This is a genomic window from Faecalibacterium sp. 9 (genome assembly GCF_048320955.1).
Taxonomy (GTDB): domain Bacteria; phylum Bacillota; class Clostridia; order Oscillospirales; family Ruminococcaceae; genus Faecalibacterium; species Faecalibacterium wellingii.
Genome location: NZ_JBLWGB010000001.1, coordinates 310,703 through 324,584, shown reverse-complemented (window position 1 = coordinate 324,584; position 13,882 = coordinate 310,703). Strand labels below are relative to the sequence as shown.

Genomic DNA, 13,882 nt, shown 5'->3' with positions numbered 1-13,882 from the left:
ATGGCAGAAAAACAGCCGGGGCCGCAGCTGCGCACGGCAGGCGGCATCCGGTACGAGCTGACCCGCAAAAAGGTGAAGAACCTGAACATCCGTGTGCGGGAGGACGGCACCGTGGCGGTGAGCGTGCCGCTGCGCACGAGCGCGGAAGCGGCAGACCGCTTTGTGGCCGAGCGTGCCCAATGGGTGCAGGAGGCCCGGGAACGTGCCCGGCGGCGTGCCGCCCGGGACGCACAGCCCCTGCCGGACAGGGAGACCGCGCTGGCGTACTTTACGGCTATGAGCGATAAGGTCTACCCGGCCTTTGCCGAAGTGCTGGGCGGGCACAAGCCCGTCATCAAGGTGCGCAGCATGACCAGCCGGTGGGGCGTGTGCTTTATGGCAAAGCGGCAGATCACCTTTGCTTTGCAGCTGTATCATATGCCCCCGGCGGCGCAGATCTATGTGGTAGTGCATGAGTACTGCCACTTTTTGCAGCCCAACCACAGCCCGGCCTTCTGGGCCGAGGTGGCAAAGCTGCTGCCGGACTGGAAAGCCCGGCGGGCGCTTTTAAAGTGACAAAATAGTGGGAAAGCAGATGCGGGCGGTCACAGACCGGCCCGCATCCGAATTGTAAAACAGGAGGGGAGTACCCTTGGAAAACGAAAAAAAGTCCGGCGATAAATATTCAAAGCTTGCCGGCAACACATTGATCTTTGCCATTTCCAGCTTTTCGTCAAAGCTGCTCACCCTGATCGTTCAGCCGTTCCTGACCTATGCAATGGCGGAAATTTCCGATCTGGGCCTTTCCAAGATCCTGAGCCAGTACGCGAACCTGCTCATCCCGTTCGTGTCCATGGGCATGTCCAACGCCATCATCCGCTTTGGTCTGGACAAGGGCAACAGCGAAAAACAGGTGTTCACCAACGGCCTGCTGACCATTCTGGGCGGCTTTGGCCTTCTGGTGCTGTGCTGGCCCATTGCGCAGTTTCTGCCCGATATGGCACAGTACGGCCTGCTCATCTACATCTACGTGCTCATGAGCTGCCTGCGCACCCTGTGCACCCAGTTCGTGCGCAGCCGCCAGTGGAACAAGCTGGTGGCCGTGGACGGCGTGCTGTGCACCGTGGCCACCATGGCTTTCTACGTGCTGTATCTGGTGGGCTTCAAGTGGGGTGCCAACGGCTACCTGCTGGCCATCATCAGCGGCGACCTTGTCAGCGTGCTGTTCCTCTCCGTTACCGGAAAGCTGTGGAACTATGTGGAGCTGAAGGGCGTCAACAAAAACCTCTGGAAGCAGATGCTGCGCTTCTCGCTGCCCATGATCCCGGCACAGATCAGCTTCTGGATCATCAACGCATCCGACCTGTTCTTTGTGCGCGAAATGTGCAGCGGTCTGGACGGCCACAGCGGCGACGCATGGAGCGGCCTGCTTTCCACCGGCTACTTCCTGCCCACCATCCTGACCACGCTGGGCCTGATCTTCTACGATGCATGGCAGCTTTCCGCTGTGACCGAGGAGGAGGGGCGCGCAAAGTTCTTTACCCAGATCTTCCGCACCTATTCCAGCGTGCTGTTCTGCTGTGCCGCCGGTATCATCTGGCTGTGCCGTCCGGTGATGCACGTGATGAAGGCCAACTACTACTATGCATGGCACTTTGTGCCCTTTCTTGTCATGGCGTCCACCTGCAGCTGCTTCAACCAGTTCATGAACAGCGTGTACGTGGTGAATAAAAAATCCACCCGCAGCATGATCACCATGATGGCGGGCGCTGTGAGCAACTGCATCATGAACTACTTCTTCATCAAGTGGTGGGGCCCGGTGGGTGCGACCTATGCCTCCTTCCTTGGCCTTGCGCTGGTGTTCACCCTGCGTGCCATCGATGCCCACAGGATGATCGGGATGCAGGTGCATCCGGGCCGCGTGCTGGTAAATGCGGCCGCACTGGTGGCAGAAGCCTTTGTGCTGCTGGCTGAGACGCCGCTCTACGGCCTGTGGACCGGCCTGATCACGGCGGCTGTTATTCTGTACAACTTTGCAGGCGTGTGGGCCATGGCCCGCATCCTGCTGCCCCGCCTGCTGGGCCGCCGCGGCAAGGCGCTGGTGTCGGCTGTGGATGGCTGGCTGAAACGGTAAAATGTGCAAACGAAAGGCCCCGGGACGCAATGTCCCGGGGCCTTTCGCCTTTTATAAATGTGCGATACGGATGAAGCGGATAGCGGTATCACAAGGAGCCGAAGGCTCAGTGTCTGCTATTCTTGCCCAGCAGGCTTGCCCATGCACCGGCGAGCGTCAGTGCAAAGCCGCTGAGAGCCATTGCCAGCGCAGCAAACAGGCTGGTGCCGGTCTGCGGCAGGGCGTGAGCGTCCTGCACAGCGGGGTTAGTGGAGCTCGCGGGCAGAACAGGGGAGTCCGGCGTATCGGCCCGTGCGTCCTGTACAGGAGGCAGCTGCGGGTCTTCCGGGGTGATGGAGGTATCCGGGCCGGGCTTCGGTTCCGGCTTCGGGTTGGGGTTCGGGGTGGGAGTGTCGGGACCATCCGGGTCGGGTTTCGGCTCCGGCGGCGCGTCATGGGCGGCCTTGAGGGCAAGAGCATTGCTGCCGATGGTGATGATATAGCAGCCGTCTTCGCCCTTTTCGATCTCGTAGTCCGTGCCTTCCAGCAGGGCGTCCAGATTGGTGACGAACTTCTTTTGGCTGTCCGCATCCCAGCGGGCATCCTTGCCGTCAAGGTACCAGCCATCAATGGGGTGGCCGCAGTCGTCCAGGATCCAGTCATCGCCGACCGGGCGCAGGATCAGGGTCGTGTTGGTTTTTTCCTTCAGGTAGATGTCGTCACCGGCAGTGCCTGCGTGGTTATTGTACAGGGCACCGGCAATGAGCTCGATGGTGGACTTTACGCCACCATAAATGCCGCCGCCTTCCAATTCGGCCTTGTTGCAGGACACCAGCGTTCCGCTGCCAAGCACCAGTTTGCCTTTGGAATCCCACAGGAAAATACCGCCGCCGCGTTTAGCAGCCGTGTTGCCCTGAATCTTCACATCGTTCAGGGTGACCGTCTTGCCATAGATGGCGTGGTAAATACCGCCGCCGTTCCGGGCATTGTTCGTGGAGACCGAGCCGCCGTTCATGGTCAGGTCGGCACTTGCAAAGTAGATGCCACCACCGTAGACGCCGCCATCGTTGTTTTCGATGATGTCGCCGTCCAGCGTGACATGCTGATTTCGGTTGGCAAAGGCCAGACCGCCGCCGTTGCTGACTGCGGTGTTGTTGGTGATGGTGTTGCCTTTCAGCGCAATGGTATTGCTGCCGATGTTGTTGGTATCACCGTAGGTGTACATACCGCCGCCGACACCGGAGACCTTGTTGTTGTCAATGGTGTTGCGGGTAAGTTCGGCGTTGGTGGAATCCAGATACAGGCCGCCGCCAGTCTGACTGCTGTTGTTGTTGATGGTATTGTCTCTGGCGGTCAGCGTGCTTGTGGTCAGGTAGAAGCCGCCGCCTTGAGTTTTAGCGGTGTTGTCGCTGATGTCGCTGCCGGTTGCAGTCACAGTGCCGCCCTCAGCATAGATGCCGCCGCCGTTTCCGTTTGTGGCGGTATTGCCGATTACCTTGCCGCCATCGATAGTGACCTTGCCGCCCTTAGTCTTAACGCTCTTAGTATATACGCCGCCGCCATTTTTGGCGGTGTTGCCGCTGATGGTTACACCCTTGCCCAGTTTGAGGGTGCCGATGTTGTAGATGCCGCCGCCATTTTCGGCACCGATGCCCTTCTCATTCACAGAGCCGGAGCCGTTGTTGGTGATGGTGGCGGAGCCAATGGTCAGGTCACAGACCGTTTGTCCTGTATAGATACCGGAACCGGCGTTGTCCTTGATGGTAACTTTAGCGCCCTCTTCAATGGTGCTCTTGATTTTGCCGTTGCCCTGGAAGTAGATACCGGGGTTGTTGGTGTTACTGGTGGCTTTTTTGCCGTTGCTCTCAACATCCAGTGTGCAGGTCTTGTCCACATTGAGCACACGGGTCCAGATGCCGCCATAGCCGTTATTGGTAGCTGTCAGGGTAGAGTCACCGCTCATGTCGATGCGCCATGCCGAAATGCCCCAAGTACCGTTGTTGTCAAACAGGACATCAGACCCATTTTTGATCGTGAAGTAAGAGCCGTTAGAGCCGTTGCCGCGGTTGTTGGTCACGTTCAGGGTACTGTTGTCGTCCACGGTGACCTGGAAATTGCCTGCAATGCCGGAACGGTTGCTGTCCAAATTAACGGTAGAATCCTCAATGTTGAGGTTGTAACCGCTGCCGCCGTCCCATGTCAAAGCGTTCTGCCAATAGTTTTTAATGGTCAGGGTGGAGCCTTCTTTGACGTTCAGCTGGTTCTCGCCGGTAAAGTAGATGGCGTACTGTCCATTAAATGTTTTGTCTGGATGGTTTTTGTCTGGATGGGCGGTTTTATCGTTACGATTGTCCATGATCAGATCCGTATTGTCCAACTCAAGGACGGAGTTGTTATTGGCGCCAATGGTCATCCAGTCCCATTCAGCGGTATACGGTGTGCTGTTGATACCATCCATCTCAACCTGCATATCCTTGAAGGTCAGTTTTGTGCCCCACAGAGCGATGCCCTCCTTTTTAAAGGTGAGCTTGGGCTTGACGGTGGTCTCTTCTACAGTGCCGTCATCGTTTTTTTGGGTGGCCTTTTTGGCACCCTGAATGGTCAGTTTTTTATTCTCTATGAACATTCCAGTGGTCTCGGCATCTTCGACCACTTCAATGATGTCGTTGTCCTGGGCTGCTTCGACGGCTTTATCAAAGCTCGTATACTCGAAGGTAGTGCCGTTCTTGGTAATAGTGGCAACCGTGACTTCCTCCGCAGGAGCAGTGGGAGCAGTGGGTGCAGCCGGAGCTGCTGCCAGCGAGGTAGTCATCAGAGCCGGGGCCTTTGCTACAGGAGCCGCTGCGGCAGGGTTGTTGTTCTCAACGGCAGCATCCTGCTTAGCCTTGTCAGTAGCTTCCTGCTTGGTCTCGTCAGCGGAATCCGGCTTGGTCTCTTCGCTGGTAGAACCCGGCTTGGTCTCTTCGCTGGTAGAACCCGGCTTGGTCTCTTCGCTGGTAGAACCCGGCTTGGTCTCTCCGCTGGTAGAACCCGGCTTGGTCTCTTCGCTGGTAGACCCCGGCTTGGTCTCTTCGCTGGTAGAACCCGGCTTGGTCTCTTCGCTGGTAGACCCCGGCTTGGTCTCTTCGCTGGTAGAACCCGGCTTGGTCTCTTCGCTGGTAGAACCCGGCTTGGTCTCTTCGCTGGTAGACCCCGGCTTGGTCTCTTCGCTGGTAGAACCCGGCTTGGTCTCTTCGCTGGTAGACCCCGGCTTGGTCTCTTCGCTGGTAGACCCCGGTTTGGTCTCTTCGCTGGTAGAACCCGGCTTGGTCTCTTCGCTGGTAGAACCCGGCTTGGTCTCTTCGCTGGTAGAACCCGGCTTGGTCTCTTCGCTGGTAGAACCCGGCTTGGTCTCTTCGCTGGTAGAACCCGGTTTGGTCTCTTCGCTGGTAGACCCCGGCTTGGTCTCTTCGCTGGTAGAACCCGGTTTGGTCTCGTTGGTGGTAGGAGTGTTCTCACCGGGAACCTCAGCCGTAGGGGCAGGAGTTTCCACCGCAGGAGCAGGGCTCTTTGCCTCAGTGCCCGCAGATTCTGCATTTGCTGCCAGAGGGCTTGCCGCAACACAGGCGGTCAAAGCCAGAGACATTGCCGCAAGCTTGAATTTTTTGTTGGTCATGATCACTCTCTCCTTCCAGATCTTCACATGTTATAAAAGGGACATAAACCGTACCGACCCCCATTGGCCGATCCCGGAGTTTATGCTTGTGATTTGGGTATATCACACTTTTGGAAGCCTGTCAACAAGAGGGAGAGCGCTTGAAAAAACGCTGAAAATTAGACGGAATGCCTAAAAGCTACAGGTATAATCCTAACAAATAGCACAAAAAGACAGGAAGATGGTAGAATATGGAAATTTGAGCGGAGCGGTTTGAAACGCTTTTGAAACGGTAATGAAACAGTGCTGAGACGGTACTGTGATGCTGCTGTGACGGCTTGAGATGGTGTTGTTGCAGAACCGCCGGAAGAACAAAATGTGAAAAATTTGTGAAAGACGCAGCGCGCCCGGAAACCGGCGAAAAAAGAAACCGCCGCACAAAATGCTGTGCAGCGGTTTCGGGATGCGGTTCAGGTCAGCTGCCGGTCCAGCCAGTTACCGATGTCCGCAAACACTTCCTGCTTGTTCGTTTCCACCAGCAGCTCGTGCCGGGCACCGGGGTACAGCTTGCATTCAATGTTCTGCACACCGGCGTCTTTCAGGCTCTGGATGGCACGGCGCACGCCCTTGCCCTGTTCGCCCACCGGGTCGGCGTCACCGGCAAGGAAGAGCAGCGGCAGGTCTTTGGGCATCTTTGCAAGGAAGGCCGGGTCGTGCAGGCGCAGGATGCCGCTGAACATGCTGTAGTAGGCGTTCAGCGTGAAGGTAAAGGTGCAGCGCTCGTCCGCCAGATATTTGTCCACCTCGGCGTGGTCGCGGTTGAGCCAGTCGTGGGTGGTGCGGCCCTCCAGCCCCTTATTGTAGCCCAGAAATGAGGTGTGCGCCACAAAATTGCTGCGGTAGTGCCAGCCATGAAAGACCGCCAGCACCCGGCAGAGGGTCTTGGCAAACTGCACCAGCGCTTTGGGCTGGAAGCCGGTGCCCATGATGATGGCTCCATCCAGCTCATGGCCGTATTCGCACAAATACTGCCGGGCATAAAAGGAACCCATGCTGTGGCCCAGCAGGAAATAGGGCACTCCCGGGTAAAGTTCTTTGGTGCGCACCGTCATGGCGTGCAGGTCGGCCAGCACCGCGCGGTTGCCGTCCGGCTCGGCAAAATAGCCGTAATCGTCCCGGGTGCGGATGGAGCCGCCATGACCCAGATGGTCGTGGCCGGTGACCAGAATGCCCCGCCCGGCAAGATATTCTGCCAGCGGCTTATACCGGTCGATGAACTCCACCATGCCGTGGGACAGCTGCAGAATGGCTTTCACCTCGCCGTCCGGCACGCAGCGGAAGGCGTGCAGCGACCGCCCCGGCACGGTGGACGGGACGGTGAAATCGATCATCTGGCTCATGGCAGAGCCTCCTTTTTGCGTTTTTTACAGTGCGCTGATCTTGCGGCGGCAGGCCGGGCAGATGCAGTAGCCTGCAAACTGCACCGAGGCTTCGTCCACCTCGCCGCAGAAGTCGCAGCTGCCGGCGGGACGGTGCTTTTTGAGCACGATGGAATCACCATCCACAAAGATCTCGAGCTTGGTGTCGGTGTCCAGATGCATACTGGTGCGCAGCTCCTTGGGCAGAACGATGCGGCCCAGCGCATCGATGCCGCGGACAATTCCGGTACTTTTCATAGTATTCTGTTCTCCTTTATCCTTTTCCTTTTCCTGTGATAGCCAATCTGTGACACAATAGGAAAATTGTTCCAGTGGCGCTATGCTCAGTATACAAAAAAGAACAGCGTTCGTCAATGATTCCGTGCTATTTCGACAAAAAGAAACTTTTTACGCGGAAAAGTAGAGAAAATAAGGCCGGGCAGACAAAAAGAAACTCCTTCCGTCATCGCTGCGCGATGCCACTGCTCCCCTTTTTGTCACTTGCGTGACATCTTCCCCCGGCCGGGGGAAGTCTTTCTCATGGAGGGAGGCTCTGGCGAGAAGGAGAAGTGTTCCATTCTGCCAAAGGCTCCCTCTTTGAGGGAGCTGGCACGGCGTAAGCCGTGACTGAAGGAGTAAATTTCAAAGAATCAGTTGAATTTGAAGATCTTGCGCAGCTGGCGGTAGACGCCCAGCGTGAGCTTGTCGCCGCCGGGGAACTTCAGGTCGGTCAGACCGCCCAGATTGTAGCGCACGGCGCGGTAAACGCCGGTGCTTACGTGGTCCTTGAGGTACTGCCACAGCCCGGTGCGCTTGGCCTTTGCCTCGTCGCTGCCGTCCAGCAGCAGGAAGATGTCGCTCACGGCCATCATCACGGACAGATAGTGTACCATGTAGGCATGCAGACGTCTCTGATCCTTCAGTTCATCCAGATCCTGACAGTCGATCATATGCTTGGTGACCCGCAGCTGCTGATCCACCCGCTTGACCATGATGCTCTCGTTCACGCTCTGGTCGGCACGGCCGATGAAGTAGCGGTACAGATCCAGATCCATGTAGTACATGCTCTTGACATAGGGCAGGGGCTGGTAGACAAAGATGTTGTCCACATAGAAGGTGTGCTTGGGCAGCACCATGCCGCACTTGCGCAGCACCTCGGTGCGGTACATCACCGAGTGCATCAGGATGTTCTGGTCCGGGCGGAAGTGGCCCACATGGGTCCAGTTGAACAGGCGGTTCTGGGGGAACACATTGGTGTAGCGCACGGTCAGGGTGGTGTTGTCCTCCACATGCTCGTACACGTAGTTGCAGATCATCATGTCCGGCGCGGTGCCGCGGGCCACCAGAGTGGTCAGGCGGGCCAGAACCTTTTTCAGGGCGTCGGTGTCCAGCCAGTCGTCGCTGTCCACTACCTTATAGTACAGGCCGGTGGCGTTGCGGATGCCCTGATTGACGCCCTCACCGTGGCCGCCATTTTCCTGATGGATGGCCTTGACGATGGTGGGATATTTGGCGGCGTACTCGTCGCAGATGGCGGGAGTATCGTCCTTCACGGAACCGTCGTCCACAAGGATGATCTCGGCCTGCTCTCCGGCAGAAAGCAGGGTCTCGATGCAATGGCGCATATATGCCGCCGAGTTGTAGCACGGAACGGCAAAGGTGATGAGTTTCTGCTGCATAAGATGATTGCTCCTTTTTCTATCAACAGTCGGCGCACAAAAAACCGCCGGACATGGAGTTATGTGCTCCTATTATATCATTTTCGCGCCTGAAAAGCTATCATTTGCAAAAAAATTACTTTTGACATTTCGTGCTTTTTGCCGAAAAACAGGCTCTGTGCCCGCGCAAAAGCCCGGCTTTTATGGTATACTGATAGGGCTTTGAGGACACGGCGCAGAGAACTGCCCATCAGATACAACGGAGGAACCCATGGAAAACCCGCACAGCATCCTGAAAAAAGTTTTTGGCTACGACAGCTTCCGCCCCGGGCAGGAGGAGATCGTCAGCCGCCTGCTTGCCGGGCAGGATGTACTGGCGGTGATGCCCACCGGTGCGGGCAAATCCATCTGCTATCAGGTGCCGGCGTTGCTTTTGCCGGGCATCACCATCGTGGTGTCGCCGCTGGTCAGCCTGATGAAGGATCAGGTGGGGGCACTGGTGCAGGCGGGCGTGGCGGCGGCGTTTCTGAACAACAGCCTCACCGACAACCAGAAGGCCCTGATGCTACACCGCGCCCGGGAGGGCTGGTACAAGATCATCTATGTGGCACCGGAGCGGCTGGAAATGCCGGGTTTCCAGCGGTTTGCGCAGGAACGGCCCATCAGTATGGTGACGGTGGACGAGGCCCATTGCATCAGCCAGTGGGGACAGGACTTCCGGCCCAGCTACCTGCGCATCAAGGCCTTTGTGGACAGCCTGCCCAGCCGTCCGGTGGTGGGCGCGTTCACAGCCACGGCTACTGCCCATGTGCGGGACGACATCCGGGAACAGCTGGCCTTGCAGAAACCCTATGAGGTGACCACCAGCTTTGACCGTCCGAACCTCTATTTTGAGACCCGGCGGGCCCTGCCCAGCCAGAAGCCGAAGGAGCTGCTGGATCTTGTGCTGAAAGAGGGCAGCAACGCGGGCATCGTCTACTGCAGCACCACCCGGCAGGTGGATGGGACCGCTCGCCTTCTGCAGAGCAGGGGCATCCGGGCTGCGGCCTACCACGCCAAGCTGGACGCGGATACCAGGCGGCAGAATCAGGACGATTTCCTCTACGACCGGGTGCAGGTCATGGTGGCGACCAATGCCTTCGGTATGGGCATCGACAAGCCCAACGTGCGGTTTGTGATCCACTATAATATGCCCAAGGATCTGGAAAGCTATTATCAGGAGGCAGGCCGTGCAGGCCGCGATGGACAGCCCGCCCGGTGCACGCTGCTCTATTCCGGCACCGATGTGCGCACCATCCGGTTCTTCATCGAGAAGGAGATGGAGGCAGACAACGGCCTGCCCGCCGATGTAAAAGCCGAAGCGGCCCGCAAGGCGGAAGAGCGGCTCAAGTATATGACCTTCTATTCCACCACGCAGGACTGCCTGCGTGGCTTTCTGCTGCACTATTTCGGCGAAGCGGCACCCAAAAAATGTGGCAACTGCTCCTGCTGTCTGGCTGCAGAGCAGGAAGCCCAGCTGCAGGTGGAGTATTCCCGCCGCCGTGCGGCAGACAATGCAAGACGGCTGAGCGAGAAGCCGCGCCGCACAAAGGCGGTGGCAGGCGAGCTGAGCGAGTTCGACCAGAAGCTATTGAACGCCCTCTATGCTCAGCGCAAGCGGCTGGCCGGAAAGCAGAATATCCCGGCCTTTATGGTGTTCAGCGATGCCACCCTGCGGGAAATGGTGGAGAAGAAGCCGCTGAGCACCGATGAACTGCTGAATATCAGCGGTGTGGGCGAGAAGAAAGCCGCCCGCTACGGCAATGCCTTCCTGCGCATCATCGAGGATGCCGTGGGCAGCAGAGAGTAAAACAAAAAAGAAAGCGTCCAGTTTTCCACACGTTCCGTTCAGGAAGTGGAAAACCGGACGCTCTTTTCTGTTGTGTTTATTTTTCCATGGTATGGGTGGCGAATACCTTTTCGTCCTCCCACCACACGGGCTGACCGGCGGTTAGGGTCTTTTTCACATCCAGAAGACGCTGGTTGCTGCTGCCGCGGAACCGCAGGGAGATATCGTGCTTTGCCTGCACGAACTCGCCGTCCACCAGCACATCCAGCAGGCTCAGCAGCTCGTCGGTGGCTTCACACCGGGCAAGACTTGGCTCTTTGCCGGTCAGCTGTTCCCAGGTGTAGCCGGAATAGCACCATACCGTTTTGTTCGGGTACAAGGCCTTGAAGTTGCGCACGAAGGGCAGCAGCTCCCGCTGATTTTCCGGTTCCATGGGTTCGCCGCCCAGCAGCGATAGGCCCGCGATATAGTCCGGCTGGCAGGATGCAAACACTTCGTTGCGGGTGGCTTTATCGAAGGGCTGGCCGTAATGGAAATCCCACGCCACGGCGTTGAAGCACCCCGGGCAGTGGTGGCGGCATCCGGACACGAATACGCTGGTGCGCACCCCCGGGCCGTTGGCAATGTCATAGTATTTGATGGTTGCGTAGTTCATAATATGATTCCTGTACTTTACAAAGAAATGGAAGCCTGCCGCTGTGGCCCTTCCGGTGAAAATACGTTTGGAGCGGCCCGCAGGCCGCTCCAAACGTGAAATAGAAAAAATTTTCCGCTGTTATGCCCAGAGCGAAGCGGAGGGCATTTGAATCGTAATTACAGATGCAGCACGCGGTCCTTGATCTCCTGCGTGCGGCCCTGATTCCAGAACTGGGTGCCGATATAGCCACAGGTGCGGCGGGCAACGTTCAGCTTGTTCTGGTCGCGGTTGCCGCACTTGGGGCACTCCCACACCAGCTTGCCGTCATCCTCCACGATCTTGATCTCGCCGTCATAGCCGCACACCTGACAGTAATCCGACTTAGTGTTCAACTCCGCATACATGATGTTGTCGTAGATGAACTGCAGCACGCTCATGACGGCTTCCAGATTGTCCTGCATGTTGGGCACTTCCACATAGCTGATGGCACCGCCCGGGGACAGGCGCTGGAAGTCGGATTCAAACTTCAGCTTGGTGAAGGCATCGATCTGTTCCGACACATGCACATGGTAGCTGTTGGTGATATAGTTCTTGTCGGTAATGCCAGGCACGATGCCAAAGCGCTTCTGCAGGCACTTGGCGAACTTGTAGGTGGTGGATTCCAGCGGGGTGCCATAGAGGGAGTAGTCGATGTTCTCGGCCTTTTTCCAGGCGTTGCACTTGTCGTTCATGTGCTGCATCACGCTCAGAGCAAAGGGCTTTGCACCGGCATCGGTGTGGCTCTTGCCGGTCATATACTTCACGCACTCATACAGACCGGCATAGCCCAGACTGATGGTGGAGTAGCCGCCGAACAGCAGCTTGTCGATCTTTTCGCCCTTCTTCAGTCGGGCCAGTGCGCCGTACTGCCACAGGATGGGTGCGGCATCGCTGGGGGTGCCCAGCAGCCGCTTGTGCCGTGCCTGCAGTGCGCGGTGGCACAGGGCCAGACGCTCGTCGAAGATCTTCCAGAACTTCTCAAAGTTGCCCTTGGAGGAGAGTGCCACATCCACCAGATTGATGGTGACAACGCCCTGATTGAACCGACCGTAGTATTTGGGCTTGCCGGTCTCGGGGTCCACATAGGGGGTCAGGAAGCTGCGGCAACCCATGCAGGTGTAGCAGTGGCCTTCGCCGTTTTTGTCCACCTTGAGCTCCAGCATCTTCTTCTCGGAGATATAGTCGGGCACCATGCGCTTTGCAGTGCACTTTGCGGCCAGCTCGGTCAGATAATAGTAGGGAGTGCCGGGGCGGATGTTGTCCTCTTCCAGCACATAGATCAGCTTGGGGAAGGCGGGGGTGATCCACACACCGGCCTCGTTCTTCACGCCCTGATAGCGCTGGCGGATGGTCTCCTCAATGATGATGGCAAGGTCTGCCTTCTCCTGCGGATTGCGCGCCTCGCCCAGATACATGAACACGGTGATAAAGGGGGCCTGACCATTGGTGGTCATCAGCGTGACCACCTGATACTGGATGGTCTGCACACCGCGGTTGATCTCGCTGCGCAGGCGGCGCTCTACGATCTCCTTCTTGCGCTCGGCAGAAACGTCCAGACCGGCCATTTCCACTTCTACCTCAGCGGCGATCTTCTTGCGGGAGACATCCACAAAGGGGGCGAGGTGGGTCAGGCTGATGCTCTGACCGCCGTACTGGTTGGATGCCACCTGTGCAATGATCTGGGTGGCGATGTTGCAGGCGGTGGAGAAGCTGTGAGGCTTTTCAATATAGGTGCCGGAAATGACGGTGCCGTTCTGCAGCATGTCCTCCAGATTCACCAGATCGCAGTTGTGCATGTGCTGGGCAAAGTAGTCGGAATCGTGGAAGTGGATCAGACCCTCCTGATGGGCCTTGACGATCTCCGGGTCCAGCAGCAGACGGGCGGTCAGATCTTTGGAGATCTCACCGGCCATATAGTCGCGCTGTACGCTGTTCACGGTGGGGTTCTTGTTGGCGTTCTCCTGCTTGACCTCTTCGTTCTGGCACTCGATCAGGCTCAGGATGCGCTCATCGGTGGTGTTGGTCTGGCGCTTCAGGCTCTGCACATAGCGGTAGGTGATGTAGTGCCGGGCCACATCATGTGCCTTGATGTCCATGAGCTGGTTCTCCACCATATCCTGCACTTCTTCCACGCTGACGGCGCGGTTCAGCGCCTGACACTGGTCGGTAACAGCAGCGGCGATCTGGGTGATCTGGTCCTTTGTCAGACGGCTCTGGCCGCTCACAGAATCGCTGGCCTTAGTAACAGCGGTGATGATCTTGGTGATATCAAAGGGGACCTCTGCACCGTTGCGTTTGATGATCTTCATCGGCTCTCCTCCTTAACAAATAAAGCACAGTGTGAACGGGTATCTCTTACAATAAGAGATACCCGTTTTGCGCACACGATATCCAACAAACTGAATGTAGCTCTATTCTATCACTATCTAGTGGCAAGTCAAGAAAAATACCACTACATTTTGCGTTTTGGAGTTTTAGCCAAAATTCATGGATAATTTTCAGGATAAAATCTGAGCCAAGACCTCTTGACAACGCACACCCGTTTCCGAGGTGTAATATCGCAAAATATTATACGG

The 13,882-nt window shown here is 57.2% G+C and carries 9 protein-coding genes; 3 read left to right on the top strand and 6 right to left on the bottom strand.

Features of this window, described 5'->3' with window-relative positions:
• Both ACKXF9_RS01560 and ACKXF9_RS01555 read left to right on the top strand, forming a co-directional pair.
• Positions 1 to 555, top strand: a complete 555-nt coding sequence (locus ACKXF9_RS01560) for a M48 family metallopeptidase (RefSeq protein WP_348584808.1) — start codon at positions 1 to 3, stop codon at positions 553 to 555.
• 76 nt (positions 556 to 631) lie between these two features.
• On the top strand, positions 632 to 2,113 hold the full coding sequence (locus ACKXF9_RS01555) for a lipopolysaccharide biosynthesis protein (RefSeq protein WP_418265087.1): 1,482 nt from the start codon (positions 632 to 634) through the stop codon (positions 2,111 to 2,113).
• Between the two features lie 106 nt (positions 2,114 to 2,219).
• Here ACKXF9_RS01555 and ACKXF9_RS01550 read toward each other — a convergent pair whose 3' ends face one another.
• From ACKXF9_RS01550 to ACKXF9_RS01535, 4 genes are all read right to left on the bottom strand, one after another.
• Positions 2,220 to 5,747, bottom strand: a complete 3,528-nt coding sequence (locus tag ACKXF9_RS01550) for a right-handed parallel beta-helix repeat-containing protein (RefSeq protein ID WP_418265086.1) — start codon at positions 5,745 to 5,747, stop codon at positions 2,220 to 2,222.
• Positions 5,748 to 6,196: 449 nt separating this feature from the next.
• Positions 6,197 to 7,126 carry an alpha/beta fold hydrolase gene (locus ACKXF9_RS01545; RefSeq protein ID WP_418265085.1) on the bottom strand — a complete coding sequence of 310 codons (930 nt, stop codon included), beginning with the start codon at positions 7,124 to 7,126 and terminating at the stop codon, positions 6,197 to 6,199.
• A 24-nt stretch (positions 7,127 to 7,150) separates the two neighbouring features.
• Complete coding sequence (locus ACKXF9_RS01540; protein ID WP_249237520.1) at positions 7,151 to 7,402, bottom strand: AbrB/MazE/SpoVT family DNA-binding domain-containing protein; 252 nt, start codon at positions 7,400 to 7,402, stop codon at positions 7,151 to 7,153.
• Between the two features lie 392 nt (positions 7,403 to 7,794).
• On the bottom strand, positions 7,795 to 8,823 hold the full coding sequence (locus ACKXF9_RS01535) for a glycosyltransferase family 2 protein (RefSeq protein WP_418265084.1): 1,029 nt from the start codon (positions 8,821 to 8,823) through the stop codon (positions 7,795 to 7,797).
• A 250-nt stretch (positions 8,824 to 9,073) separates the two neighbouring features.
• On the opposite strand from ACKXF9_RS01535, the gene ACKXF9_RS01530 reads away from it, so the two are divergent.
• Positions 9,074 to 10,651: a RecQ family ATP-dependent DNA helicase gene (locus ACKXF9_RS01530; protein ID WP_418265083.1), complete on the top strand. Its 1,578-nt coding sequence runs from the start codon at positions 9,074 to 9,076 to the stop codon at positions 10,649 to 10,651.
• A 76-nt stretch (positions 10,652 to 10,727) separates the two neighbouring features.
• Here the strand turns inward: ACKXF9_RS01530 and nrdG are convergent, their stop codons facing one another.
• Positions 10,728 to 11,285: an anaerobic ribonucleoside-triphosphate reductase activating protein gene (gene nrdG / locus ACKXF9_RS01525; RefSeq protein ID WP_418265082.1), complete on the bottom strand. Its 558-nt coding sequence runs from the start codon at positions 11,283 to 11,285 to the stop codon at positions 10,728 to 10,730.
• Between the two features lie 158 nt (positions 11,286 to 11,443).
• Complete coding sequence (nrdD, locus tag ACKXF9_RS01520) at positions 11,444 to 13,615, bottom strand: anaerobic ribonucleoside-triphosphate reductase (RefSeq protein WP_118528344.1); 2,172 nt, start codon at positions 13,613 to 13,615, stop codon at positions 11,444 to 11,446.
• Between the last annotated feature and the right edge of the window lie 267 nt (positions 13,616 to 13,882).

Bases quoted from the DNA above. Each gene is read 5' to 3' on its own strand.
- ACKXF9_RS01560 (WP_348584808.1), top strand. From the start codon at position 1: ATGGCAGAAAAACAGCCGGGGCCGCAGCTGCGCACGGCAGGCGGCATC.
- ACKXF9_RS01550 (WP_418265086.1), bottom strand. From the start codon at position 5,747: ATGACCAACAAAAAATTCAAGCTTGCGGCAATGTCTCTGGCTTTGACC.
- ACKXF9_RS01545 (WP_418265085.1), bottom strand. From the start codon at position 7,126: ATGAGCCAGATGATCGATTTCACCGTCCCGTCCACCGTGCCGGGGCGG.
- ACKXF9_RS01540 (WP_249237520.1), bottom strand. From the start codon at position 7,402: ATGAAAAGTACCGGAATTGTCCGCGGCATCGATGCGCTGGGCCGCATC.
- ACKXF9_RS01535 (WP_418265084.1), bottom strand. From the start codon at position 8,823: ATGCAGCAGAAACTCATCACCTTTGCCGTTCCGTGCTACAACTCGGCG.
- ACKXF9_RS01530 (WP_418265083.1), top strand. From the start codon at position 9,074: ATGGAAAACCCGCACAGCATCCTGAAAAAAGTTTTTGGCTACGACAGC.
- nrdG (WP_418265082.1), bottom strand. From the start codon at position 11,285: ATGAACTACGCAACCATCAAATACTATGACATTGCCAACGGCCCGGGG.
- nrdD (WP_118528344.1), bottom strand. From the start codon at position 13,615: ATGAAGATCATCAAACGCAACGGTGCAGAGGTCCCCTTTGATATCACC.